This is a genomic window from Microbacterium sp., from assembly GCF_051860965.1.
Lineage (GTDB): Bacteria > Actinomycetota > Actinomycetes > Actinomycetales > Microbacteriaceae > Microbacterium.
Genome location: NZ_JBIMKU010000009.1, coordinates 46,209 through 67,498 on the forward strand (window position 1 = coordinate 46,209; position 21,290 = coordinate 67,498).

Below are 21,290 nucleotides of genomic sequence, written 5' to 3' on the forward strand. Positions count from 1 at the left end.
TCAGGACTGCGTGTAGGTTGCGGTGACCGTGTAGACACCCTGGCTCGAGAAGAGCTGGTCAGTCACGGTCGTCGAGTCGCCGATCGTCGCGCCGGTCGTCGCCGATGCGACACCGAAGTAGCGCACGGTCGTCCCCGACGGCACGTCGAACGGCGTCGCGGCCGAGGTGATCGCACCGGCCGACGCGGATCCCCAGGTCATGTTCTTGCGGGCGTAGGCGGGCGAGCCGCCGGCGACCTCGTTCGTCGCGGCATCCGCGGTTCCTGGATCGGCGGTGAACAGAGCACCGTACGGGTCATCCGCGCCGTACTTGGTTGCCAGCTCGTTGCGCTTCGTGACGTTTCGGATCGCCATGGGTCAGCCCTCCAGGATGTCGGTGAGACGGACAGGGTTGTCGGAGCCTTCGGTGGCGATCGCCGCGGCGTCGCCCGCCTTCACGAGCTGCGCCTCCGCGTCCGACCCGGACGTCGGCGGGAAGTACGTGCCAGCGTCGGCGTGGTCGAACGAGTCGGGGATGAACGTCGGACCGTCGTAGCCGAGCGGCCCGGCGTCCGGCTCGTCGGAGACTTCGACGTGCTGCCAGCGAGTGCGGGCGTCGGCGACGTACGCGTCGAGGATGTCGGGGCGGACGAAGTCGACCGCCTGGAAGTCCTGATACAGCGTCTTGCCCTCGTCGTTCACGCCCGCGACCACAGTGGATCGCATCGTGACACGACGCTTGGTGATTTCCGGTGCCATGATGGCTCCTCCTTCAGGGTGTTGGGTAGAGGTAGAGGATCGACGGGTCGAGCGGGCGAGGCAGAGCGTCGTACTCCGCCTTGCTCGCGAGTCGCTCGAGCCTGAGTCCGTCGAGCAGCACGGTCTGCACTGTGTCGAGGACTGACGGGTCGGACGACGGGACAAACGTGAACGGGTCGACGTCGACGAGATCTCCGTAGTCAAACGTCCCCGTCGCGGGGACCAGGACATTCCGCTCGAGGGAGCGCAGACCGTCGACGTCCTCGATGCGAATCCATGTGTACGCCCGGTCTGACGGCGGGGGCACGAAGTCGAGGGTTCGCTCGAGGGCCCCATCGACGATGGCGATCCGGAGCTGCCGGGGGAACTCGATGTCTGCTCCGTCGACGCGGATGAACGGCTCGCCGCCGGCGCGCGCTTCGACGATCACCCATCCGTTTCGCAGAGGCGCGGCTGCGGGACCGAATGCGGTTTGCATTCCGTTCGCGGTGATGACTGTCACGGGCTTCTCCTCCGGGGCGTTGGCGACGAGCAGGAAGGTGATGGTGACGGCGAGGGCAAGGTCGACGACCAGCAGCATGACCAGGCGAGCCCAGCCCTCGCGCGTCAGGGCTCAGGCCGCGAGGTCGTAGTTCTTCTTGGGCTCGTTGGGGATGACGTATACCCCGATGCCGGCGAACGCGGCGACGGCAACCTGCAGCCACTCGGTCGTCGTGATGCCGCCAGTCAGGAACGACTGCAGTGCGACGAGGCCGGCGACGATGAACGTCACGATGACCTTGGCGTAGGCGCCGACGCCAGACGGCAGGTTCGGCACCAGGTAGACGGTGATCGCGCCGACGCCGACGATGGCGATGTTCACGAGCTCGTCGATGCTCACGACCTCGTCGGCGAGCGCCGTGATCAGGATGCCGACGACGGCGAGTGCGATGTACAGCAGGGACTTGGCGTAGTGGCCGATGTTCATGGTGACCTCCTCAGGTCTGTTGTGTGTCTTCGTCGATGCCGAGCGCGCGGTGCATCCAGGCGTCGCGATCGCGCTCGGCTCGTTCGGCTCTCGCGCGCATGTCCTCGTAGGCGCGGTAGTCGATGTCGTCGTCGGGCTTCACCGGGGCGGTGATGCCGACGTCGGGCGCGGGCTTGCTGTCGTTGCGTCGGAAGGATGCGATGAGGTCGGCGATCGCTTTGGTGAGGCCGGCCGTCGCGGTGAGGATGAGTGCTGCGACGCCGAGCAGCGCGACCCACTGCTCGATCGTCATCAGGTCTCCTTGTGCTGGGCGATCGCCTCCGTGGTTGCCACGTGCCCGACGATGAGGGCTCGGCGGTATTGCCAGAGCTCCCAGAGGATCTGCGCCACCCGTCCGGCTGCGGTGAACCCCAGGCCTGCGACGAGCAGCTGCGTGAGTGGAGCTGTGCCGAAGCCGTACTCGATCATCAGCGCGACCCACAGCAGCAGGTAGCAGATCGCCACGATGAACGTCGCGAGACCCTCCACGCGGAGGGTGGTCTGCATGCGGCGGCCGTCGCCCAGAGCGAGCTGCATCGTGAGCGTCGCTGCGAGCGCGATCGCCGCGGTGATCAGCAGCACCCACTGCCAGGCGTCGGCGAGGGGGCGGGCGATCTCCTCGAGCGCGATCGGCTGATACGACTCGAACACCGATAGCACGGGGATGGAGAGCGAGATCAGCTGCAGTCCGACCGCCCACGCGTTGGCCGGTGTCGCCCAGCGCAGCGCCTTGCGCTCACCCACTGGGCTGCTCTCGACTCACGAGGCACGCCAGCCCGACGACGAGGGTGATGGCGCTGAGGATCGAGTAGACGATCGGCGCCGACGGGGCGAACCCTGGTGACAGCGTGATGGGGATGACCCACAACACCCACACGATCCCGAGGATGAACGTCGGGATCGCGGCCGCGACGCGCGAGTGCGCGAGCAGCGCGATCATCGCTACCGCGAGGATCACCATCGTGAGCCCCCACCATTGCGGGGCGACGAGCTTGAACGCCTGACGGAACGACGTGAGCTGCGCGTACCCGGTCGGGTCGGTCAAGATCGACGCACCGAACCACAGCGCACCGAGCCCGAGGATCACGGTGAGGATCTCCGCGAGGTAGATGTGCGCGAGCTTGTACCGCCATCTGAGCGGAATCATCACGCGACCGTGAACAGGTAGGCGTCGGAGTCGAGGCGCGTCGTCTTGACCGGCGCCTTGTTGGTCGCCGGGGCGACCGCTCTCAGGTAGACCGCATAGCCGGGTGCCACCGACCGCTTGAACTCGATGGACGCGAAGAGCGTGCCGTCCGCGCCGATGACGAGCCGCTCGGTGTAGTTCGGCGAGTGCGGGCCGTCGGTCTTCGTGTCGTCCCAGACGTAGGCGATGTCGAGCCTGTCGCCGGGGGTGCCTTCGGCGTAGACGTGCGCGGTGAGCGAGTACGGTCCGGCACCGCCGACCACGGTCGAGGCCTTGCTGGGCTTCTGGGTCGGGTCGGTGTGCAGGTACGCCAGTGCGCCGGGGTCGATTAGGCGGCCGTCGTCGCTCTTCGATCGAGCGTCCTCGTAGTGGAAGGTCTTCACCTTGATCTCCTTCGGCTTGTTGGGGAGCGGGAGGTTCCCGCCGCCGCTGCCAGCTCCTGACCCCGGAGGGGTGCGGAAGATGCCCGGCACGCGGAAGTGCCAGCCCTCCCCGAATCCATCACCCTCGGCGACGAGGAGCCCCGTGGCGCGGCACCATTCGCGGATCCAGCGACCGCGCACGGAGCCGGCGACGGAGATCCCGGCGTCGGTCCCGGTGTCGCGGATGTCGACCGCGCCGTTGTCGCCCTGGATCTCGTGGTTCGAGAAGCGAGGCACGGCGACTGTGCCGAGCGGGCTGATGCGGTACCAGCGGACCCCGTTCCAGATGCGCGTGTCGTAGACCTTGCGGCCGCGGATGTTGGCGGCCGTCACGTACCGTTCCCGGAAGATCGCCTCCTGCTCGGCCGCGAGCCGCAGACCGGAGGAGACGAGCACGCCGACCCCGAACGCGGTGCGCAGCGCGGCGTCCAGGAGCAGGATGACGTAGAGCATCCATGGCGTCAGCCGTGCACCGTCACGCCAGACGAAGTCAGCCATCGCTGTCCACCGCCTCGCGGTCGGTCTCGACGCCGCCGCCGGTGGACTGGGCGACGGTCTCCTCGAGCGGAACGCCCTTGACGTAGACGAGCTCGTCGGCGTCGTCGAGGCCGAAGCCGTCGACGATGCCGTCGCCGTCCACGTCGATGTCGTGCGGAATGATCGGCGAGGCGATGCCCTCGGCCTTCCACGCGAGCAGCGCATCCCTGAGCGCGCGGTAGTCTTCCCGCGGCAGATCGGTCGCCGGCCCGATGATTGAGACGCTCATGCCGCGGGCCGCCGCTCCACGATCAGAAGCTGGTCATATCCACCTGACGCAGCTCCGATGTTCTTGTTGGCGCCGGAGTTCTGGATCGCGCGGAGTTTGACAGTGTCGTTCGCGTTCAGCTGCAGAATCGCCTCGACTGAGACTTCCTGCTGCACGTTGGTGACGGTTGTCGCCAGCTTCGAGGGAGTCGTCGAGCCATTGACGCTGATAGCCAGCCCTTCAGTGCCGGCGGTGCCGCCGGCGGCAAAAGTGACGGAGCCGTGGATCCGGTACAAGGCCGAATGCCCTACGGTCACAACCCCTGTTGCGGCGTTGAGCGAGAGTCCTGAGCCGCTGAGAAGGGGTGTCTGGCCTGTGAAGAGGACGTCGGCATAGACGCCATTCGTGAGCGTCTGAGTCGCCGCCCTCATGACAGAGAGAGTTGCCGGGGAGAGCAACGTCCAATTGCCGGCGACGTCCCGCCAGATGTATCCGGTGTCCGTCTCGATCCAGATCATCCCGTCGCGACGCTGCCCGGGAAGCAGATCGTTGCGAGCCGTCGCGGTGCCACCGGTCGCGAATGCGAACAGCATGGCGAAGTCGACGGCAGCCTGAAGATCGGGCACCGGGGCGGCGACGTCGTCGTAGACGGGCTTGCGGAACGGGTTCAGGGTGAAGCCCATCAGGTCCTCCAGGAGATGCGGACGGCGCCGGACTCAGAGTCCTGGGCGAGGTTGGCAAAGATGTTGTTGCCGCCTTGGTTGAGTCCGATCCCGCCACCGGTCTTCAGGTGTGCGAAGAAGTCCGCGGCGAACGGGAAGTCCTGCCACCCGTTGGGCGGATCCCACGCGAAGTCGCCTGCCATTGTCGGCATCGCGTTCTTGTACATGAGGTTGTGAGCGGCGAAGTTCGGAGCGCCGCCGGAGTCCTGAATCCGGTTCACTTTGAACTTCAGCCCGATGAGCGTCGCGCTTGGCGGGATGGTGTCCTTGATCTGCGGCCCGTAGAACCATGCGCCATAGGTTGTGTTGCCGGCCCGGGGGTTTGGAGTCCACCAGCGGAACGGCTTCGGTGGGCGATCCGTCGATCCCGCGTCGATCGCCTTGAACGTCAAGGTGTGGACTGCCCCCGCTCCACCACCTCCAGGGTTCGGCGGGGGTTCGGGTGCGATGACGGTCGTTGCGAGCTTCAGCCCCGTCGTCGGACCGTCCTCGCCCCACAGAATCTGGACGCGGTCGCCCGACGTCGGCGCCGAACCGCCGATGATCGCGGTGATCGGCCCCGCCACGGTCTGCAGGCTGCACGTCGGCGACGAGACCGTGAGCACCGTCCCGACCGCGGGCTTCGCGCCGAGCGGCAACAGTGTGTGTCGGGACCCCGTAGACACGACTTGGACGGGATCACCCACGACGGGGATGTAGCCAGCGAAGTCGCAGGAGAACCGTGACGATCCCATGTCGACCAGCGCGAAGCCGGAATCGTAGCCGGCGTACACGCCGCGGCGGATGTAGGTCGGGTTGCGCTCGTCGAAGCCTTCGAGGATGAAGTCGGACTCGTTCAAGCCGCCACCTCCACCACGCTGCGGGTTGTCGATGAGTCGTGCTCAATCGACTGGATCCTTGTCTCACCGCCCTCGAGCAGAACGACGTCGCCGATCTCGCGGAGCGGATTCAGTGGCTCGACCACTTCGCGGGTCACCGACCGCAGCTTGGACATCCGCGGGAGCATCGACGCGGCGAGCGCCTTGCACTGCGACACGGTCGTGAGGACGTCGGAGCGGTAGGTGTGGGTCGCTGCGCCGAACGGGCTACGTGAGCCGTCGCTGTTCCACACGCGGAGGTAGCCGGTCGAGATCTCGGCGATGCCGTAGATCGCGACGCCCGCCGGCGATTTGCCCTCGACAACGACGCGGTTGAACGTCTCGTCCGCCTCCATCACCAGCGGCGCGGAGGCGACGCCGCGGAACTCGTCGATCGCGGACGGCCATGTCTTCGGTCGCGAGGTAAGCGCTCCGGTGGCGGTGAGGTGCGGGACTGCGTCGACGAGGGCGAGCAGTTCGTCGAGGGCGTTCAGCTTGTTGTCGTTGTGGGTGATCGTGAGCGGGATCGTGGCGTCGTTCGTGTTGCGGATGACGGGCATCCCAGTGAGCGCCTGCACCTCGCCCCACATGGAGGCCGTGGTGGGGCTCGTGGGGAACGCGAACCGATCGCGCTGCACGCGCGCGAGAGTGTCGCGCAGCCGCAGCGGGATCCGTTCACCGGTAGTCACCGGCAGGCCGCCGACCGCTCGATCCATCTGACGATGTGTGGCGCCGGCGACGCCGTCCACGATGAACCGGCCCATCGGGATCCGCTCGACGAGTCGCCCCGCCGTGATGATCATGTCGATCTGCAGCTCGGCGCCGAAGGGTGAGAACATGTCGCCGATCTGGCTCGGCATCATCGACCGCCCGAACGGGTCGGCCACGACGACCGTGCAGTCCGCCGACCCGGCGACCTGAGCGGTGCCGTCCCATCGCAGACGAGGCGTGAGGATCTTGAGATCCTGCAACCGCCGCTCGTCGTCGTAGATCAGGTCCGCGACCACCTGTCGGCGGAACCCGCCGCGACCGGACGTCAGGAGGTCGCGGGCGGGGGTCGATGCTTCGCGCACGTCGAACCTCCCCTGGTCAGCCGGCCGCGCCGACCAGGGACTGATCGCGCAGGATGTCGCTGTAGAGCGTGTACGTCGCGGCGATGTCGGAGTACGAGTCGAATAGCGCGACGAGATCCGAGTACCGAAGCACAGCGGGCGAGAGTCCGGGCGCCGGGGGTTCGATCTCCGTGACCACGGCAGTGAACTCGACTCGCTCTTCACCGAAGTGCAGGGTGCGTTCGATGGCGTCGAGGGATGGCGCGGCGCAGAAGAACACGCGCGGCAGCAGGATGGGCGGCGGTGTGCGGATGAGCCACGCCTGCAGCTGTGGCTGCTCGTACGTTCCGAGGGTCGCCTGCAGCGCTCGGTAGGCGGCGAGCGTGTCAGTGCGCACGGCGAGCGTGAATCCCTCGACGCCGCCTCTGATGCCTGTGCCGATCAAGGTGGGGAGTCCGCTGTTCTCGGTGCGGACGAGGTCGCCGGGAGTGGACTGCCGGACGGGGCCGGCCATCGCCGCGAGGCGGACGACCTCGACGGCGAGCTTCGGGTCGAACGGCTGCTGTATGACGGTGCCGCCGAAGGCGAGCGTGGTGGCGTCGAGCGTGACGGTGCCCATGTAGGCGCCGTCCTCGTCCATGCATCGGGCTGAGTAGACCGACTCGATCTGGAACGGGGCTTCGTAGTCCATGACCACGGCGGTGGTCGTCGCCGAGCGGCTCATCCCGCCACGGACTTTGAAGGTGCGGTCCTCCGCGCGACGCTCGAAGTCGACGGTGACGGTGTCGGTGAGCAGGTCCCCCGGGTCGACAACGAGTTCGACCCGGGGAACGGGGCCCATGTCAGGGAACGGTGCGATCGAACTCATCCGCCGCTCCTCCGTCCTGCCCGAAGGCTGGTCTGCCGTGATTCGCTCGCGACGCGGATCCGCCCGTCGACGAGACGGGCAAGCCCGTCGCCGCCGATCTCGAGCACACCCGTGATCGTGGCGTCGTCGAGCCTGTACGGCTCACCACCGGTGAGACCGCCATCGCCCATCGGGGCGACGCCCATCCGGCGCATCGTCTCGAACAGGATCGCCATCGACCGGGCGGACCCGTCGATGGGGATATACGACTCCGAGACGTCGGAGCGATCGCCGACGACTCGCCAAGTGTTCGGCGGCACTACCTGAGCGACAGGCTGCATCGGCGTCAGACCGCCGCGGGCCATGAACTCGACGACACCGCCGTGTCCCTGGATCACCGTCCCGCCGATGTTGCCGGCGGGGCCGTACGACGCGGAGATCTGCGCCTTGATGCTCGCGATGCGATCGCGCGTGAGCTCGTCAAGCGCCCGCTCAGCCGCGTCCGTGCCCGTGAGCTGCACCGCGGTGGTGATGATGTCGGGCGTGCCGTTGTACGTGGCGATCAGGTCCTTGGCCTGCTGCTCCGTCAGCCCGGCGGCGATGAGCTGGTCCATCAGCGCCTGCGTCGCGACGTCGTATCGGTCCTTCAGCGCCTCTTGCGAGTCGCCGGCGTCACTCGCCGCCTGGATCTCTGCCTTCAACGCGTCGACTGCGGCTCGCGTCTGCAGCTCGAGCGTCGACGATCCGTCGCCGACGGCGTTGATGGCGTCGGCCAGGCGCAGGGACGCGTCGTTGAGATAGCCCATCTGGACGGCGCCTTCACCGAAGGCGTTCAGCCGACCGCGGGCGTCCTCGAGCGCGCCGACCCACTCGGTGCGCATGACGTCGGCACCGGCCTCGGCTTCCTTCTGGAACGAGTGCATGCCCTTGGCGAGCCTGTCGAGATCGTCTGCTGCGTCGCCTTGACCGGTGATGCGCAGGAGACCAGCGAGCGACTCCGTGAGGATCGCGAGCGGACCGCCGACGAACTGCCCGATCCCCTCGGTCGCGTTCGCGGTCGACTCCACCATGGAGACGCCGAAGTCGATCGCACCGTTCGCGAGATCGAGGAAGAACTGCAGCACGGGTCCGCGGTTTTGGGACACCCAGTCAGCGAATTCGCCGACGGGCTCCGAGAAGGCTGCGGCGAGGGCGCCCTGGATGCCCTGCGCGGCCACCTCGATGTTCCTCTGGGCTCGCTTCACGCGGGTGGCGTCGTTGTCCGAGAGGGTGTCGAACATGCGGTCAGCGGCGCCTGTGACGCCGTTGAGCTGGTCGACGGCGGTGGTGAGGTCCATCTCGAAGAGGGCGTCGCCGAGGTCCTCGGCCTTGGTGCCGAACAGCTCGACCGCGGCCGCGTTGCGCTGCACGGGGTCGGTCATCTCGCGGAGCTTGTCGAGGACCTCCTGCAGTCCCTCCCGCGCGCCCGCTCCCCCGGCCGCGATCTTCGCCGTCATGGTCTCGGCGTCGAGGCCGAGACGCTCGAATCCTGCGGCGCTGGCTTTCGAGGCGTCCGTCGCGCGGATCTGGAACTCCTTGAGCGCGTCGGCCGCGAAGTCCGAGTTGCGAGCGCCGGCACGCAGGCCCTGGTTGATGAGCCCGAGCATCTCGGATCCCGTGAGGCCCAGCTTCGTCAGGACCGATGGGTACTCGATCAGGGTGTCGAGGAGGTCCTCGCCGCGGTCGGCGCCCTCGCGAGCGCCAGCGGCGATGATGTCGAGCGCCTCGGAGGCGTTCTTCGCCATGCCGGTCTTGAGCAGCGTCGTGACCGCCTGCGCGGCACGGGAGACATCCTGGTTGAGGACGTCGGAGATCCCGAGTAGGCCTTCGATGACGATCTGGCTGTCGCGGGTCGCGTCGGTCGGGTCGATGAGGCGGAACTGCAGCGCGAGCCGCGTGGCGTCCATGTTCGCCTCGATCGACTCCCCGAAGGTGTTCGAGTAGGCCTGCGCGGCGATGTGGCCGAGACGCATCGCGTCGGCCTCGCTGATGCCGGTGAGCGCCTGCAGGCGGTCCTGGCGGACCTCGATCTGCAGGCCCTCCTCGAACCCCTCTCGCACGGCGCGTGCTGCGACGTAGGCGATGCCGGCGATCGCGCCGGCGATCGGGATGGAGGCGAGCGCGCTGACGAGGCTGTTGCCCATGTCTTCGCCGCCGCGCTTGCCCGACTCGCCTGCGAAGTCGGCGACGTCCTGCAGCTTCTGCTTGGCGCCTTCGTCGGCGACGTCGACGACCATCGACTCACGCGACTTGACGAGCGCGTCCTTCTGCCGCTGAATGCGCTGCAGGCTGGCCTCGGCGCGAGCGATGTCCGCCTTGACGTCCATCGTCGTCTCGACGGACCGCAGATAGTCGAGGCGCTTCTGGGTCCGGTCGAGGTTCTTGTCAGCCCGGTCGATGTTCGCGTTGATGACGAGCGCGGTGTCCTTCGACACGAGTCGCTTCGCGGCCTGCTCGACGCGGTCCATGCTGCCGAGCGCGCCCTTGGCGTCGGCGCCGACCTTGATCGGGTTCTTCTCGATCTTGGTCTTGGTGTTGTTGATCTTCCGGTCGGCGTCTTCGATCTGGTCGACGTTCGCGGTGAACAGGGTCTCGAGCTCGGCGACGCGCAGCTTCGACGACATTCATCACCTCCGGATGAGCACCTCACGCAGCCGGGTGGGGCTGTCGATCAGCGAGAAGATCGCGGCGCGGATCCCGGGCCACGGCCGCGCGAGTACCGCGGGGTCGTACAGGTCGATGCCTCGGTCGACGAGTTCTGCGACCACGAGTTGCCAGTTCTGCACGAGCGCGAAGATGGACCCGTCGATCTCGACGGTCTTCTTGTCGGTGGGCGTAGCGGGTGGTGACGGCTTGAGGTGGGCGGGAACGGGGCGGTAGTCCTGATACCAGCCGTCCTCGTCGGGCGAGCCGATGCCGTACGGCGCCCAGTCCTCAGCCGTCACGAGTCTTTTGGGGCGGGCTCACCTGCCTCGTCGAGGTCGACATCCCGGGGCGTCCAGAACAGGCGGGCGAAGATGTCGGCATACTCGCGGCCGCGCGCCCAGTAGAACGTCGCATAGACCGACATGCGGTCGATTGACGCAGCTGGGACCCCGTCGGCGACCATGGCCGCATAGGCTTCGTCGCCGAGCGCCGGGTGCGCGTCGCCGATCGTGGACAAGATCGTCACGATCTCGCCCGGGACGGGGCCAGGGTGCAGGCCGAACTTCACCTCGCCGAGCACGGCGGCCGCGAGGATCTGCTTCGCGGCCTCCACCGTCGGGGGCCGCACCGAGTAGGTGCGACCCCCGAACGGCAGCTTGAGGTCCGGCACTGCCCACTGCTCGAAGTTGACAGCGCTCACGGGTTACGTGCGCGTGTAGGCGACGGCGTTCGACGTGCCGACCGGCGTCACGACCGTCACGTTCACCGAGCCGGCCGAGCCCGCGGGCAGCGTCGCGACGATGGTCGAGTCGTTGACGACGACGAACGCCGCCGCGTCTGTGGCTGCGAACTTGACCGCGGTCGCGCCCTGGAATCCGACACCCGTGATGGTGACGGCGCCGCCGGCGCCCCTGCCCGAGGGGAGGATCGAGGTGATCACCGGTGCGGAGGGGTTGACGACCGTGAACGGGTTGGCGATCTCCGTGTAGGCGCCCTTGCCGGTCAGCGTGTACGCCAGCTGCTCGATCTCGCCACCAGGCCCGGTGTTCTGTCGCGTGTAGGCGACCGTGCAGAAGCCACGGCCCGCGTCGGTCGGGTTTGCGACGCCCACCTCCGGCTTGTGGTACCAGCGGACGTCTGCGACTGCGGCCTCGCCCTTCGCCGAAGGACGGGTGCGCGCGTTGAGGTACTCGACCTCCGGCAGGTACAGCCCTGTCGTGATCGAGCGGTTCACCTGTGCGAGGAAGGCGAGCGTCCACGACCATCCGGTGACGTCACTGTTCGTGGCACCGTAGTCGTCGTAGGTCTGCGCGTCCTGCGTGGTCGGTGTCGGGCTCGGCTGGAACCCGCTGATGCGGCGGAAGGGCTGCCAGATCGGCGACCCGAAGGTGCCGAGATTGACGTCCAGTCCGTATTCGTAGCTCTTGCCGATCGTGGAACCGGCAGGGAGCGTGATGGGTACACCCATGGTCAGGCCTCCTGGTTGTCGAGGATGATGAGGTAGTTCTCGGTCCGCTCTTCACGGCCGTTGGTGTCGGCACCCAGCGGGGCCATGGACAGGCGGCTGATGCCGCTGATCCCTCCCACGCGGGAGAGTCCTTGCAGACGCCGGTAGGCGGCGCTTGCGAGTTCGTCGGCCCCATCGGGGCGGTACTGTGCGCCGCGCAGGCGCAGTTGCACGCGTCGCCAGTGGAGGTAGTTGATGCGGTCGTCCTCGGTCATGTAGACCCGGACGCCGAAGGCTCTGTCAGGCTTTGAGCGGATCGCGCCGTAGAAGCCACCTACGACGTCGTCCGGGTAGTCCTCCACGTCCTCGTCCCACTGCCAGCCCTCGATCTCGCCGAGGAAGCCGAGGACCGTCTTGGTGAGAAGGACGTCATCCTCGTCATCCACCGAGCGCTCCCTTCAGGTGCCGGGCCTGAATGCTGGCGACGTCGACTTCGGCGGCCGCCGTCTCGAGGAACTTCGCCTGGCCCCCGTTGGGATGCTGGTAGTCGAGGTTCTCGTGCTGGATCTTGGAGACCAGGGAGGTGAACCCGACTTGCGTCGTGAGGTCGTCAGTCGCGGTGAAACCGGACTTGTCCGAGGCGCCGCTCTCGGTCGGGCTCAGCTCGCGGGCGCGCTTGAGTACCACACGCCCAATCTCACGGTTGGCGTCCTGCGCGGCCTTCTCGTAGATCGACAGGATCGGCTTCACTTCGCCGGGCATCGTCGCCTCCTACTCGAGCGACAGCACCTGGAAGGAGTCGAGGGGCGTGTCGCCGTTGTCTTCGTGTCCGATCGCGATGACCTTCGCTTCGCGCTGGCGGGTTCCGCCCGGCCACACGGTGACGAGCGAACCGATCGGGATGTCCTCAGCGAGCGCGACGGTGACCTGTGTGGAGGAGACGACTTCCTCGCCGTCTGCGTTGCGCACCAGGCGTTGATCGTCCCGCACTTCGCAGTCCACGTTCCGCGGATCCCTGAATCCGAGGCCCATGCCGCCGGTGGATCGAAGCGCCTTAACAGAGACGACGTGGGGGTAGAAGAAGGCCGGCCAGCTCACGAGTACTCGCCTTCCGGCCAGACGTTCGTGAGGGGGCTCTGCTTGGGGAAGCTGCCGCGCGGGAGTCCGGGCCTGCTCTCAGTGGCAGTCGTGCAGAGCGCGAGGAGCGCGCGGACCGCGTCGTCGTCGAACGTCGCGCCCGACGAGAACGACATCGACGTGCCGTTGCGGCTCATCGAGCGGGTGCGGCGAGACCCTGCAGTGGGGGAATCTCTCGCGACGCGCCGGATGATGGCGATCGCGTCCTTTCGAGGTTCGCCCTCGAGAGCGTCGATTCCGGGGGCGATGGAGCGTGCCAGCACGAGGACCTCGCGTGCGAGGTCGTCGTCGACACCGGTGATGTCCTTCGGCGTGATCACTCCATCGCCCCCTTCGTCGTTACTTCGCGGCCGCTGCCTTCGCTGCGGTCGGCTTGGTGGCGTCGGCGAGAGCCGTCGCCAGCTCGGCACGGTCGGCTTCGAGCTGCTGCTGGGCCTGCTCGAGCTCGGCCTTCGCGGCCGCCACCTCCTGCGCTTCCTCCTCGACGGCCTTGCGACCGTCTGCGAGTTCGGCGTCCTTCGCGGCTTCCGCGGCTTTCACCGCAGCGGCGACGTCGGCCTCCGTGATGGTCGAGCCACCCGTCTTCGCGGGAGCCTCGACCTTGATGACCTCGATGAGACCGACGCTGAGCAGGTGCTTGGCGTTGTCGTCGTCGAGCTGGTCGGCCGTGAACACGCCGTCGTGGGCGACGTAGCGTTCGTGGCCGTTCTTGCGGATGACCGCGGCGGCGCCGATGACTCGGTAGCCCTTCACCGTGCCAGCCATCAGAGGCCCGTGCTCGTGAGCGTGACGCCCGCGAGGGGCTCGGTGACGACGGGGACCGTGACGCGGCGAGCACGGAGCTCGTACTTGTCGTTGCCCTTCGCGCGGTCGCTTGCGACCTCGACGCCGGTGTCGCCGGCGGGGCGGAACTCGGGCGACTCGATCTTCTCGTCGGCCATGCCGCCGAGCTGCTCGCGGTCCACCAGGAGCGGGTTGTCCGACGTGTAGAACGGCGACGTCGCCCACGTGAAGCCGAGCGCGTCGACGGGGATCTGCCCTGTGATGACGATGTTGCCCTGCTCGCGCGGGAGCGCCTTGTCGTCGATCAGCTTGCCGATCACCTTCGCGAACTTCGACGGCTTGAGCACGACCGTGTCGAGGTTCAGGCCGGTGCCGAGGTCGGCGCGGGTTCCGGAGATCGCGAGAAGTGCCTCGGCCATCGCGCCGGCGGTGGTCCACGCGGCCGAGGTGTAGGTGCTCGTGACCTTCGCCAGAACGATCGCCATGGCGATCGAGTCGACGTCCTTGATCACCCCGTTGACCAGGCGCTGCAGCCCCTTGTTGACGTAGGAGATCCCCTCGCGGGAGATCTTCTCGTCGGTGACGTCGGTGCCCAGACCGCGCTTGTCGGTCTTGGCGGCCGCGATCTCACCGGAGGTGAGGACCGTCTTCGGGTACGAGGCGCCGGGGGCGACCGACTCGGGCGCGTCGGCCGTGAAGATCTCCTCGCCGGTCTCGTAGAAGATGCCGCCGCCCTTCGCTTCCCAGCGGCCGGTGAGCAGGAAGTCCGCGATGAAGCGCATCTTGGCGAGCTCGGCGACGCGCTTGGCGACGATGGTCGGGTTGTTCAGCAGCAGATGGATCTGCGCCGTGGTGAGCGTCCCCTCGGGACGAGCCACCGGGTAGGTGTACGAAGGCATGTTCCGGGATCCCCTTTCAGCTGATCGCCGTGATGATGTCACCGTCGGCGGCCGCCGCGGTGAGTGCGACGGCGAACCGGTTGGTTCCCGCGTCGTCGACCTTGCCGCCGGCGAGCGTGCCGATCGCGGCACCAGCCGCGATCGCCGCGCCGGCGACGAGCTTGTGCACTGCGCCGTCGAGCGGGTACACGGTGACCTTCTCGCCGCTGGCGGCGTCGAAGCCGGCCACGCCGATGAGGGTCGCTGCGACCGCGTCGGCGCCCGCGTGGGCGCAGGTGTTGGCGCCGGAGACGGTGAGCACGCGGCCGCCGATGACGTCGGCCGAGGTGGTCAGCGTGAACGGCCGACCGGATTCGTGCTTGGGCAGGTAGTCGGGCATGTCAGGCCCCCTTCTCGGTCGAGCCCCACGCCTGCGCGTAGAGGGCGTCATCGGTGCTGGTCACCGTGTCGGCGTGGCCGAGCTCGGCGACCGGGGTAGCCGTGTTGGCGGCCATGGTCTCGAGCAGACCCTTCGCCTCGGCCTCGTTCGTGTCGAGCGCGGCTCGCCACTTGTCGCGAGAGGCGGACGTGATCCGCCCCTCACCGAGCGCCTTCGCGACGATGGCGTCGCGGCGATCGCTGATCTGCTCCTCGCGAGCCTGAGCGCCCAGGGCGGCCTGGTCGCGAAGCTCCTGCAGGGCGGCAGCGTCCATGGGAACGACGCCGTCCGGGAGGGTTGCGGCCGGGGCCGCGGGGGTTTCGGGCTGCTCCGCGAGCGTCTGGTCGAGCGCTGCGAACAGCATCTCGTCCGTGACATCGGCATCGGTCACACCGAGCCGCTTGGCGATGCCAGCCTTCAGGTCGTCGTAAGCCACGACGTTCTCCTTTCGGATGGTGGACCCCGGCTCGGCTGAGACGGGGGGCATGTGGGGGCGGCGGGCGTCCGCCGCGAATCGGAGGAGGGTGAGGTCGTCGGCCTCTTCGTCCTCATCCGGGACGAGGATCACCGTCTCGGGTTCGCCGACCGTCGCCGTCTCGCCGGCATCCTTGATCACCGCGACGCGGTCGGCGAGACCGAGCTCGACGGCCTCCTTGGCGGTGAGCCAGGTCTCCTCGTCGAGCAGACGATCCCAGTCCTTCTCCCCCGCCTTGTCGGAGTAGATCTCGATGAGCGATGTCTGGATCCCGTCGAGGATGTCTGCCGTCTTGCGCAGATCGGCGGAGTTGCCCCAGGCGATCACCGATGGCGAGTGGATCATCATCTGCGTGCCGGGCGACATGACCGTCTCGTCGCAGCCGGCGGCGATGAACGACGCGGCCGAGCACGCACGCCCGTCGACGACCGCGGTGACGGTCGCCTTGTGGGCGCGGAACATGTTGAGGATCGCGAGGCCCTCGAACACCTCGCCGCCTGGCGAGTTGATCCGCAGCACGATCTCGGTGACCGTGTCGGGCAGCTGGTCGAGGACCTGACCGACCTCCTCAGCCGAGACGCCCCACCATCCACCCCACGAGTCGATCGGCCCGTACATGCGGATCGTCGCGACGGTGCCCTCCCCCGAAGGGGCCGGCGTGGTGACGGCGTTGAGGATCTCCGCCTTGGACTTCGGCGGCGCCTGCGTGCCCCAGTAGCGGAGACCCTGCTTGGCGTCCTTCGTCATGATGCCTCCTGCATCTCTTCGGGTGCGTCGACGTCGAGTACTGCACCGCCGGCGGCGATGAGCGCGCGCACCTCACGGCGTGTGAGTGGCGGACGGTCCGTGGCGAGATATGCCTTCTGCGCGATCGCCGCCGCCGCGAGCGCCTTCTCAGCTGCGCTCTTCTCGTCCTCGTCGGCCCTTGTGGCGTCGACGACGGGCAGGCCGTAGAGGGCACGCAGGTGGGCCTCGAGCGTGGGGTCCCACTTGATCGCGCCGGACTCGAGGAGCGCCTTGATGGCCTCCGCCGTGGCCGGATGCTCGGCCCCGATCGGTGCGGCGACGAGGCGTGGCGCGGGCTCCGCCGGTCCCCAGTTCGCGTCGACGAGATCCTCGACGACGTGCTGCTGAGTCGTGCTGACGATCTGCTCCGCGATCGCGTTGAGCGACCCGGTGAAGAACTTCGCGAAGGTGTCGCCCAGGGCGTACGACCCCTTCGAATCGTCACCGCCGAGGTTCAGGAAGTGCGTCAGCGCGACGCGCCCGATCTGCTCGTCGTAATAGCGGATCTGCTTGTCGAGGTCGGGCAGCTTGCCCGCGACGCCCTGGAAGGTGAGCGTGGCTCCGTTGGGCAGAGATGCGCCAGCGGTGTCGCCCGCACGTGACCCCTTCGCGAGGACGAGGCCTCGTTCGATCTCCTCATCCATCCACTTCAGAACGGCGGCCTGATCGCCGAGATCCGGGGGCGGAGGTGAGGTGTAGATCGGCAGACCGAGACCCTGGCGATCTGCGGCGAGAGCCTGCACGCGGAGCGTGCGATCCTTCAGCAGCCACATCTTGTAGGCGGTGCGCAGGATGGACACGCCCATCCAGTTGGCGCCCTCGCGCTCATTCACGTAGCCGACGAGGCGGTTGACCGGAATGCGGATTCCGCCGACGGTGGTGAATGCGACGACACCGGTTGTGGTGGTGAGCCCCACAGGGTGCTGCTTGATCGCGGCGAGGCCGCCGTCGCGCTCGATCTCGAACTCGCTGATCGTTCGCGGTGGGCGGTATGCGAGCTTCTGGAGCCGGGTGCGGCCGAACGCGTCGATCTCGAACACCTGCTCGAAGAACGCGTGGCCGAACACGAGCATGAGCAGGGCGAGACGCACGTGCTCGGTCCACGAGAACCGACCCTTGGTACGCGCGGGCGCGACGAACGGCTGTCCCTTGATCGCGATGCCGAGGTCGTCGGAGATCTGCTGTGCTACCTCCGGGCGCACGCCAGCCGCGTCGAGGGTGACCACCACCTGCTGAATGGGGCGCATCACCGCCTGCAGCACGGATCCGACCTGGGGGTCTTCGCGGCGCATCCGGTCGTAGACATCGATCGACGCCGGCCACATCAGATCCGGGTTGTCTTCGTGCACGACCTCGGAGAGCATTCCCGCCCAGCCCAGAAGTCCCCCGGTCGCCTGGTATCCGATCTCTGCCACGGCGGGGCCCTCCTGTTCAGAATCGAGCGGTTGCGAGGTCGACCTCGCCGGAACGTTCCACGTCGGCACGTGTGAGCAGTCGCGCCGGCGGGGGCGGTGGTGCAGGGTCCTTCTTGGCGGGCGGCTCGAGGACCTCGAGGCCGTAGAGCGCGGACGTCTCTGCGACGAGGCCGGCGATGTCGATCGGCATGGACCTCTGCCGCGACCACATCGAGTTCTCGGTGTAGGTCCGCACGACACCGCCTTCGACGGCGATGTCGACGTCGGGCTGCTCGAGCATGAGTAGGTGCCCGTCGCGGACGCGGTCTCGGATCCGGCCGGTGGCGATCGCGAACGTCGATCCGTCGAGCGCGTGCAGGATCAGCTCACGGTCGGCGAGCGACTCGGTGAACTCCTCCGCGGGACACCCCTTGCCCTGCACGACGACCTCGCGGTGGCCGGATTCGTCGGCCAGCTGCTCGAGGTAGTCGGGCACCCACAGCATGCCCGTGCGCTTGGTGCGAACCGTGACGAACGGAAGGCCTTCGTCGGTGAACACCGCGCCGGCAATCCACGACGTCGTGCGGTCCGACGAGGTGTCCACACTCCACACCGTGCGAGCTCCGCGCGGGACGAAGTACTTCCGACGCGGCATGCCGCGGGTGATCAGCTGCAGGCCGCCGCTCTTGGACTTCGCGTCGACGTGCTGGGCACGCCACATTTTGACGTCGATGAACGAGTCGACGTCGGCGGTAACCCACTGGCAGAGCACCTCTGTGCGGTAGCCGGCGTCGGTCATGCCGCGGATGTCGGCGAGCGCGGCCGCGATGGTCATCGCGCCGTAGCCGATCGAGGGGTTCGCTTGCAGGATGGCGTCGACGTCCTCGAGTGCGCACCCGTCGGGTGCTGACCATTCGAACAGGCCGAGCGAGACGTCGTGTGTGTTCGCGTACTCCTCGGCGCTCTGCATGCCGCCCTCGACGTACTTCTCCCAGTCGGCGACGTCGGTCAGTCCGACGTCGCGCTGCTGTCGGAGGACGACGGCGGAGGCGTCGCCGGCGTTCGAGATGCCCCACAGCTGCCCCGACCAGAACGACTTGAGCGTCTGCGAGACGGCGTTCCAGGCCTTCCAGTCCTTCTGTTCGCGCATCTCGTCCATGAGCACGCGGGCGGCGGGCTTGCCTCGAGCGTTCGCGGCCGCGCGGATCTCGTAGTGCGCCCGGCTGGAGACGAAGATGCCTTCCTTGCCGTTGGTGTCGGAGACCTTCGCGGTGCCGGCCTGCAGGGCGCTGATTGCGAGGTCGGCCTCTTCGGCGGTCTCGGGCTCGGGGTCGCACCACATCTTGACGGCGGCCCAGGGCTCGCGGGCGATGTCGAGGTTCTGTGCGACGCCGACGACCTTGAACTTGAACGGCGGCACCTGGTCTGGGTGGCGGATCGAGTCCATGAACAGCCACCACGCGGCGAGCACGGAGGCGAGTGTGGTCTTCCCCTGCTGGCGGGCGACGAGCACGATGATGCGACGGAATCGGTAGGAGCCGTCCTCGCGCAGCTCGAGTCCGCGGATGAGCAGCGCCCGCTGCCACGGGTACAGGGTGATGCCGAGGATCTCGCGTGCGAACTCGATGACCTCGAAGCCGAGGGATGTCTCGGGCGTCAGGTCCCGCAGCGGCGGCGTGCAGATCCGCGGCTCGGTGACTCCGTACTGCACGCCGCGCTTGCGCGGCATCGCATCCACGATCTCCGAGTACTCGGCGGTGATGCCACGGCGCTGCATCCGCGTGAGCTCGATCGTTGCGCTCATGCGGTCGTCCTCGTCGTCGGCGGGATCGCTCGATCAGCCGGCGAGGTGCTTGTCCCGGAACTTCTCGAGCTCGTTCTTCGGCGGGTCCTCCACGAGCGCCAGCGCCGGCGGCCCGCTGGGTCCGCTCGTCGGCGTCGCCGGAGTGGGCTGACGTGCGGCGATCGCTCGAGCTGCTCGAGCCGCTCGAGCGAGGTCCTTCGTCGCCGACAGGTAGTTGCCCTGCAGCCGGACGGGCGCCGGCCCTTCGCACGCATCCATCTGCCGCGCGAGATCTCGGATGAGCTCGATCATCGGAGCGTCGAGGCCCTTCTCGTCGAGATGCGCTGCGCGGATCGCGCGGTTCACGGCGATGAGGTGCTTCTTGCTCGCCATGTGCACCTCCAGCGTGGTGAAAACGCGGACTCGACCGCGGGGAGGGAGGAAGCGCCTCCGGTGCGCAGGTCCCCCTCCAAGCCCATCTCTGGATTTTTGGGCGGGGTATGGCGAGGCGATTAGGCCTTGATGAGCTCCGCGTCGCGGCTGGTGGCGAGGCATGGCGTGAACTCGTTGACCGTCTCGAGCGAGTCCGCGACTCCCCCGTCGAGGTAAACGACATCGACCGAAAGTCCTCGGTGGGAGCGGCTCCGCTCGGTGGCGAACTCGACGCGGCCGCCGTTGCTGTGACGGATGCTCTCGGCGCCGTTGAGTCGCCGGATCGACTCGGCTCCGTGGGTGAGGCGGGCGATCTCATCGAACGCCTCACGACGGGCCCGTGCGTGTGCCGTGACCACGAGGACACGGCGTCCCTGGGTGGCGTCGGATGCGATGCCCTGCGCTGCGTAACGGTTCATGCGGGTCTCCTCACCACCACGAGGGTGCGGGCTCACCGAGCCCGGGGCTCGGGGTGCGCTTGCCTCTGGAGCTGTTGCAGTTGAAGTGCGCGTGTCGGAAGTTGCTCGGGTCCTCTTGGAGGTCGGGTCGGTCGTCGACGACGTGGAAGTGGTCGAGGGTGTGGGAGTCGGGCGTGGTGCCCTGGCCGGCCTCGTAGTCGATCCGCTGCTTGCACAGCCAGCAGTTCGCGGCCGGGTCCCCCGCGGCATCGAGGCGCTTGCCCTCCTCGAAGAACTCGTCTCGGAGCTTGTGCATCCGTCGAGTGTTCTTGTGGTTCTTGCCCACGTCGCTCCTCGGTTGCACGGGCGGGGGTGAATGCGGGCGACTCGCATCCACCCCGGCCCGATCCGTGCTGTCTGTCGCACGGCTATGTGGGCCACGGCTGGCCCATCTCGGCCGGTCGAGCGAGTAGAAGTCTCGCTTCGCCGGGAGTCATGAGGTTGAGCGGCTTCGCCCTCCCACCCAGAAGGACGAAGCCGCTCAGCGTCGATCCGGCCCCTGCGAGCCGTGACGCGGTCGCCGGCTGCGCGATGCCGGACGCATTGGAAAAGCCCCGGGCAATGGCCTCGGGGCTTTGACATGCGAGTAGGGACACTCCTACCGCATGTCGAAAATGTACCACGTCGACCGGCCTCGGCGAGCGCGGTGTGTTGTGGGTGGGCGTGTCGTGGGTGGGGCTCGCGTCCGAGGCTTGCGCTAGCGCAAGTCGTGCGATATGCTTGACTTGTCACAAGGAAAGGAGGTAGAACAAATGCACAAGGATCTCAAGAAGATCGCGAAGGCTCTGGAAGCTCAGGGCTTCGAGGTGGAGATCACGAAGCGCGGGCACATGCTCGTGTTCCGTGACGGCCACCAGGTCGCGGTCTTCAGCGGGACGCCGAGCGATTGGCGGTCCATGAAGAACTCGCTCTCCGACGCACGTCGGGCTGGGTTCGACTGGCCGCCTCGCCGGTAGGCCGCAAAGGGGAACCGGGGCAAGGTAAGTGCCCCGGTTCCCCGGATCCCCAGCATAGGTTC

Annotated in this window: 31 protein-coding genes; 1 reads left to right on the forward strand and 30 read right to left on the reverse strand. The window is 67.8% G+C overall.

Annotated features, from left to right (window positions below; translation table 11 throughout):
- From ACTIFV_RS16385 to ACTIFV_RS16530, 30 genes are all read right to left on the reverse strand, one after another.
- Entirely contained in the window at nt 1–354 is a 354-nt protein-coding gene (locus tag ACTIFV_RS16385) for a phage tail fiber protein (RefSeq protein WP_439593874.1), read from the reverse strand.
- A gap of 3 nt (nt 355–357) precedes the next feature.
- Complete coding sequence (locus ACTIFV_RS16390) at nt 358–738, reverse strand: hypothetical protein (protein WP_439593875.1); 381 nt, start codon at nt 736–738, stop codon at nt 358–360.
- A 13-nt stretch (nt 739–751) separates the two neighbouring features.
- Nucleotides 752–1,318 (reverse strand): hypothetical protein, encoded by a 567-nt coding sequence (locus ACTIFV_RS16395; protein WP_439593876.1) that lies wholly within the window; start codon nt 1,316–1,318, stop codon nt 752–754.
- A 33-nt stretch (nt 1,319–1,351) separates the two neighbouring features.
- The gene (locus ACTIFV_RS16400; RefSeq protein ID WP_439593877.1) at nt 1,352–1,705 is read right to left on the reverse strand and encodes a hypothetical protein; all 354 of its coding nucleotides are present in this window, start codon (nt 1,703–1,705) and stop codon (nt 1,352–1,354) included.
- 10 nt (nt 1,706–1,715) lie between these two features.
- The gene (locus ACTIFV_RS16405) at nt 1,716–1,997 is read right to left on the reverse strand and encodes a hypothetical protein (RefSeq protein ID WP_439593878.1); all 282 of its coding nucleotides are present in this window, start codon (nt 1,995–1,997) and stop codon (nt 1,716–1,718) included.
- Nucleotides 1,997–2,488, reverse strand: coding sequence for a hypothetical protein (locus tag ACTIFV_RS16410; protein ID WP_439593879.1), 492 nt, complete (start codon nt 2,486–2,488; stop codon nt 1,997–1,999). Before ACTIFV_RS16410 ends, ACTIFV_RS16405 begins: the two co-directional genes overlap by 1 nt.
- Nucleotides 2,481–2,891: a hypothetical protein gene (locus ACTIFV_RS16415; RefSeq protein ID WP_439593880.1), complete on the reverse strand. Its 411-nt coding sequence runs from the start codon at nt 2,889–2,891 to the stop codon at nt 2,481–2,483. The genes ACTIFV_RS16410 and ACTIFV_RS16415 overlap by 8 nt, the downstream gene beginning before the upstream one ends.
- A complete protein-coding gene (locus ACTIFV_RS16420) occupies nt 2,891–3,850 on the reverse strand; it encodes a hypothetical protein (protein ID WP_439593881.1) in 960 nt (319 codons plus the stop codon). The genes ACTIFV_RS16415 and ACTIFV_RS16420 overlap by 1 nt, the downstream gene beginning before the upstream one ends.
- Complete coding sequence (locus ACTIFV_RS16425) at nt 3,843–4,118, reverse strand: hypothetical protein (protein WP_439593882.1); 276 nt, start codon at nt 4,116–4,118, stop codon at nt 3,843–3,845. Before ACTIFV_RS16425 ends, ACTIFV_RS16420 begins: the two co-directional genes overlap by 8 nt.
- Nucleotides 4,115–4,780, reverse strand: a complete 666-nt coding sequence (locus tag ACTIFV_RS16430) for a hypothetical protein (protein ID WP_439593883.1) — start codon at nt 4,778–4,780, stop codon at nt 4,115–4,117. The genes ACTIFV_RS16425 and ACTIFV_RS16430 overlap by 4 nt, the downstream gene beginning before the upstream one ends.
- Entirely contained in the window at nt 4,780–5,658 is an 879-nt protein-coding gene (locus ACTIFV_RS16435) for a hypothetical protein (protein ID WP_439593884.1), read from the reverse strand. The genes ACTIFV_RS16430 and ACTIFV_RS16435 overlap by 1 nt, the downstream gene beginning before the upstream one ends.
- A complete protein-coding gene (locus ACTIFV_RS16440; RefSeq protein ID WP_439593885.1) occupies nt 5,655–6,749 on the reverse strand; it encodes a hypothetical protein in 1,095 nt (364 codons plus the stop codon). Before ACTIFV_RS16440 ends, ACTIFV_RS16435 begins: the two co-directional genes overlap by 4 nt.
- 16 nt (nt 6,750–6,765) lie before the next feature.
- The gene (locus ACTIFV_RS16445) at nt 6,766–7,596 is read right to left on the reverse strand and encodes a hypothetical protein (RefSeq protein ID WP_439593886.1); all 831 of its coding nucleotides are present in this window, start codon (nt 7,594–7,596) and stop codon (nt 6,766–6,768) included.
- Entirely contained in the window at nt 7,593–10,238 is a 2,646-nt protein-coding gene (locus ACTIFV_RS16450; protein WP_439593887.1) for a phage tail tape measure protein, read from the reverse strand. The genes ACTIFV_RS16445 and ACTIFV_RS16450 overlap by 4 nt, the downstream gene beginning before the upstream one ends.
- A 3-nt stretch (nt 10,239–10,241) precedes the next feature.
- On the reverse strand, nt 10,242–10,559 hold the full coding sequence (locus tag ACTIFV_RS16455; protein WP_439593888.1) for a hypothetical protein: 318 nt from the start codon (nt 10,557–10,559) through the stop codon (nt 10,242–10,244).
- Nucleotides 10,556–10,960, reverse strand: coding sequence for a DUF7426 family protein (locus ACTIFV_RS16460; RefSeq protein WP_439593889.1), 405 nt, complete (start codon nt 10,958–10,960; stop codon nt 10,556–10,558). The genes ACTIFV_RS16455 and ACTIFV_RS16460 overlap by 4 nt, the downstream gene beginning before the upstream one ends.
- A 3-nt stretch (nt 10,961–10,963) precedes the next feature.
- Nucleotides 10,964–11,728, reverse strand: coding sequence for a phage tail tube protein (locus tag ACTIFV_RS16465; protein ID WP_439593890.1), 765 nt, complete (start codon nt 11,726–11,728; stop codon nt 10,964–10,966).
- Nucleotides 11,729–11,730: 2 nt separating this feature from the next.
- Complete coding sequence (locus ACTIFV_RS16470) at nt 11,731–12,153, reverse strand: minor capsid protein (protein WP_439593891.1); 423 nt, start codon at nt 12,151–12,153, stop codon at nt 11,731–11,733.
- Nucleotides 12,146–12,469 (reverse strand): hypothetical protein, encoded by a 324-nt coding sequence (locus tag ACTIFV_RS16475; RefSeq protein ID WP_439593892.1) that lies wholly within the window; start codon nt 12,467–12,469, stop codon nt 12,146–12,148. The genes ACTIFV_RS16470 and ACTIFV_RS16475 overlap by 8 nt, the downstream gene beginning before the upstream one ends.
- A 9-nt stretch (nt 12,470–12,478) precedes the next feature.
- Entirely contained in the window at nt 12,479–12,676 is a 198-nt protein-coding gene (locus tag ACTIFV_RS16480) for a hypothetical protein (RefSeq protein ID WP_439593893.1), read from the reverse strand.
- Nucleotides 12,677–12,801: 125 nt separating this feature from the next.
- Entirely contained in the window at nt 12,802–13,164 is a 363-nt protein-coding gene (locus tag ACTIFV_RS16485) for a hypothetical protein (RefSeq protein ID WP_439593894.1), read from the reverse strand.
- Between the two features lie 19 nt (nt 13,165–13,183).
- The gene (locus ACTIFV_RS16490) at nt 13,184–13,609 is read right to left on the reverse strand and encodes a hypothetical protein (protein ID WP_439593895.1); all 426 of its coding nucleotides are present in this window, start codon (nt 13,607–13,609) and stop codon (nt 13,184–13,186) included.
- Nucleotides 13,609–14,526: a phage major capsid protein gene (locus tag ACTIFV_RS16495; protein WP_439593896.1), complete on the reverse strand. Its 918-nt coding sequence runs from the start codon at nt 14,524–14,526 to the stop codon at nt 13,609–13,611. Before ACTIFV_RS16495 ends, ACTIFV_RS16490 begins: the two co-directional genes overlap by 1 nt.
- A 16-nt stretch (nt 14,527–14,542) precedes the next feature.
- A complete protein-coding gene (locus ACTIFV_RS16500; RefSeq protein WP_439593897.1) occupies nt 14,543–14,905 on the reverse strand; it encodes a capsid cement protein in 363 nt (120 codons plus the stop codon).
- A 1-nt stretch (nt 14,906) separates the two neighbouring features.
- Nucleotides 14,907–16,166 (reverse strand): head maturation protease, ClpP-related, encoded by a 1,260-nt coding sequence (locus ACTIFV_RS16505; protein ID WP_439593898.1) that lies wholly within the window; start codon nt 16,164–16,166, stop codon nt 14,907–14,909.
- Complete coding sequence (locus ACTIFV_RS16510) at nt 16,163–17,620, reverse strand: phage portal protein family protein (protein ID WP_439593899.1); 1,458 nt, start codon at nt 17,618–17,620, stop codon at nt 16,163–16,165. The genes ACTIFV_RS16505 and ACTIFV_RS16510 overlap by 4 nt, the downstream gene beginning before the upstream one ends.
- Nucleotides 17,621–17,636: 16 nt before the next feature.
- Nucleotides 17,637–19,403 carry a hypothetical protein gene (locus ACTIFV_RS16515; RefSeq protein ID WP_439593900.1) on the reverse strand — a complete coding sequence of 589 codons (1,767 nt, stop codon included), beginning with the start codon at nt 19,401–19,403 and terminating at the stop codon, nt 17,637–17,639.
- A gap of 33 nt (nt 19,404–19,436) precedes the next feature.
- Nucleotides 19,437–19,775 (reverse strand): hypothetical protein, encoded by a 339-nt coding sequence (locus ACTIFV_RS16520; protein WP_439593901.1) that lies wholly within the window; start codon nt 19,773–19,775, stop codon nt 19,437–19,439.
- A 119-nt stretch (nt 19,776–19,894) separates the two neighbouring features.
- A complete protein-coding gene (locus tag ACTIFV_RS16525) occupies nt 19,895–20,233 on the reverse strand; it encodes a hypothetical protein (protein WP_439593902.1) in 339 nt (112 codons plus the stop codon).
- A 10-nt stretch (nt 20,234–20,243) separates the two neighbouring features.
- Nucleotides 20,244–20,528: a hypothetical protein gene (locus tag ACTIFV_RS16530; RefSeq protein WP_439593903.1), complete on the reverse strand. Its 285-nt coding sequence runs from the start codon at nt 20,526–20,528 to the stop codon at nt 20,244–20,246.
- 496 nt (nt 20,529–21,024) lie between these two features.
- Between ACTIFV_RS16530 and ACTIFV_RS16535 the strand changes: the two genes are divergently transcribed.
- Complete coding sequence (locus ACTIFV_RS16535; protein ID WP_439593904.1) at nt 21,025–21,228, forward strand: hypothetical protein; 204 nt, start codon at nt 21,025–21,027, stop codon at nt 21,226–21,228.
- Nucleotides 21,229–21,290 lie beyond the last annotated feature (62 nt).

Bases quoted from the DNA above. Each gene is read 5' to 3' on its own strand.
- ACTIFV_RS16385 (WP_439593874.1), bottom strand. From the start codon at position 354: ATGGCGATCCGAAACGTCACGAAGCGCAACGAGCTGGCAACCAAGTAC.
- ACTIFV_RS16390 (WP_439593875.1), bottom strand. From the start codon at position 738: ATGGCACCGGAAATCACCAAGCGTCGTGTCACGATGCGATCCACTGTG.
- ACTIFV_RS16395 (WP_439593876.1), bottom strand. From the start codon at position 1,318: ATGCTGCTGGTCGTCGACCTTGCCCTCGCCGTCACCATCACCTTCCTG.
- ACTIFV_RS16400 (WP_439593877.1), bottom strand. From the start codon at position 1,705: ATGAACATCGGCCACTACGCCAAGTCCCTGCTGTACATCGCACTCGCC.
- ACTIFV_RS16405 (WP_439593878.1), bottom strand. From the start codon at position 1,997: ATGACGATCGAGCAGTGGGTCGCGCTGCTCGGCGTCGCAGCACTCATC.
- ACTIFV_RS16415 (WP_439593880.1), bottom strand. From the start codon at position 2,891: ATGATTCCGCTCAGATGGCGGTACAAGCTCGCGCACATCTACCTCGCG.
- ACTIFV_RS16420 (WP_439593881.1), bottom strand. From the start codon at position 3,850: ATGGCTGACTTCGTCTGGCGTGACGGTGCACGGCTGACGCCATGGATG.
- ACTIFV_RS16425 (WP_439593882.1), bottom strand. From the start codon at position 4,118: ATGAGCGTCTCAATCATCGGGCCGGCGACCGATCTGCCGCGGGAAGAC.
- ACTIFV_RS16430 (WP_439593883.1), bottom strand. From the start codon at position 4,780: ATGGGCTTCACCCTGAACCCGTTCCGCAAGCCCGTCTACGACGACGTC.
- ACTIFV_RS16445 (WP_439593886.1), bottom strand. From the start codon at position 7,596: ATGAGTTCGATCGCACCGTTCCCTGACATGGGCCCCGTTCCCCGGGTC.
- ACTIFV_RS16450 (WP_439593887.1), bottom strand. From the start codon at position 10,238: ATGTCGTCGAAGCTGCGCGTCGCCGAGCTCGAGACCCTGTTCACCGCG.
- ACTIFV_RS16465 (WP_439593890.1), bottom strand. From the start codon at position 11,728: ATGGGTGTACCCATCACGCTCCCTGCCGGTTCCACGATCGGCAAGAGC.
- ACTIFV_RS16475 (WP_439593892.1), bottom strand. From the start codon at position 12,469: ATGCCCGGCGAAGTGAAGCCGATCCTGTCGATCTACGAGAAGGCCGCG.
- ACTIFV_RS16490 (WP_439593895.1), bottom strand. From the start codon at position 13,609: ATGGCTGGCACGGTGAAGGGCTACCGAGTCATCGGCGCCGCCGCGGTC.
- ACTIFV_RS16495 (WP_439593896.1), bottom strand. From the start codon at position 14,526: ATGCCTTCGTACACCTACCCGGTGGCTCGTCCCGAGGGGACGCTCACC.
- ACTIFV_RS16500 (WP_439593897.1), bottom strand. From the start codon at position 14,905: ATGCCCGACTACCTGCCCAAGCACGAATCCGGTCGGCCGTTCACGCTG.
- ACTIFV_RS16505 (WP_439593898.1), bottom strand. From the start codon at position 16,166: ATGACGAAGGACGCCAAGCAGGGTCTCCGCTACTGGGGCACGCAGGCG.
- ACTIFV_RS16515 (WP_439593900.1), bottom strand. From the start codon at position 19,403: ATGAGCGCAACGATCGAGCTCACGCGGATGCAGCGCCGTGGCATCACC.
- ACTIFV_RS16520 (WP_439593901.1), bottom strand. From the start codon at position 19,775: ATGGCGAGCAAGAAGCACCTCATCGCCGTGAACCGCGCGATCCGCGCA.
- ACTIFV_RS16525 (WP_439593902.1), bottom strand. From the start codon at position 20,233: ATGAACCGTTACGCAGCGCAGGGCATCGCATCCGACGCCACCCAGGGA.
- ACTIFV_RS16530 (WP_439593903.1), bottom strand. From the start codon at position 20,528: ATGCACAAGCTCCGAGACGAGTTCTTCGAGGAGGGCAAGCGCCTCGAT.
- ACTIFV_RS16535 (WP_439593904.1), top strand. From the start codon at position 21,025: ATGCACAAGGATCTCAAGAAGATCGCGAAGGCTCTGGAAGCTCAGGGC.